2 tRNA genes and 1 rRNA gene are annotated in these 633 nt (G+C 45.8%); all 3 read left to right on the top strand.

The features are described 5' to 3' along the window. Positions 1-84 precede the first annotated feature (84 nt). Positions 85-161: transfer RNA gene (locus AM506_RS21805), tRNA-Ile, on the top strand. A 14-nt stretch (positions 162-175) separates the two neighbouring features. Further along, positions 176-251: transfer RNA gene (locus AM506_RS21800), tRNA-Ala, on the top strand. Positions 252-526: 275 nt separating this feature from the next. After that, a 23S ribosomal RNA gene (locus AM506_RS21795) occupies positions 527-633 on the top strand; the annotation flags it as partial.

The following is a 633-nucleotide window of genomic DNA, read 5'->3' as shown; positions in this document are numbered from 1 at the left end:
CGTCGAAGTTTTGTTCAGTTTTGATGGTTTGATCATCAAACAAACAATGGTAAGCATTGCTTATCATTCATTTTTATGGAATATGGGCCTATAGCTCAGCTGGTTAGAGCGCACGCCTGATAAGCGTGAGGTCGGTGGTTCGAGTCCACTTAGGCCCACCATATTCTCACATCCCGGGGCCTTAGCTCAGCTGGGAGAGCGCCTGCTTTGCACGCAGGAGGTCAGCGGTTCGATCCCGCTAGGCTCCACCAAAGATTTTTGCGCAAGCAAAATATCTATCCATATTGTCTCTTCCGAGACAAATGATTGTTCTTTGAAAACTAGATAAAGATAAATTGATAGTCAAGAAATTACCGAGTATCGCCATTTTAGGTTTTAAACCTTAATTAGTAAGTGATCAAATTTTGATTTAGCAGCGAGAAGGTCGAGGAAGCGAAGGAGTGAACACCGGAGCGCACTTAGCGTGCGTGAGGATGTGAACGACTGAAGCTGACGAAGAGATTCGAAGCTGATAAAGCAAAATTTAGGTTAAGTTATGAAGGGCGCACGGTGGATGCCTTGGCACTAGGAGCCGACGAAGGACGGGACTAACACCGATATGCTTTGGGGAGCTGTAAGTGAGCTTTGATCCAG

It is taken from the genome of Rossellomorea vietnamensis (assembly GCF_001305855.1).
GTDB lineage: Bacteria > Bacillota > Bacilli > Bacillales > Bacillaceae_B > Rossellomorea > Rossellomorea vietnamensis_A.
Note: the sequence above shows the minus strand (reverse complement) of the source record. Positions and strands in the feature narration are given on the sequence as shown.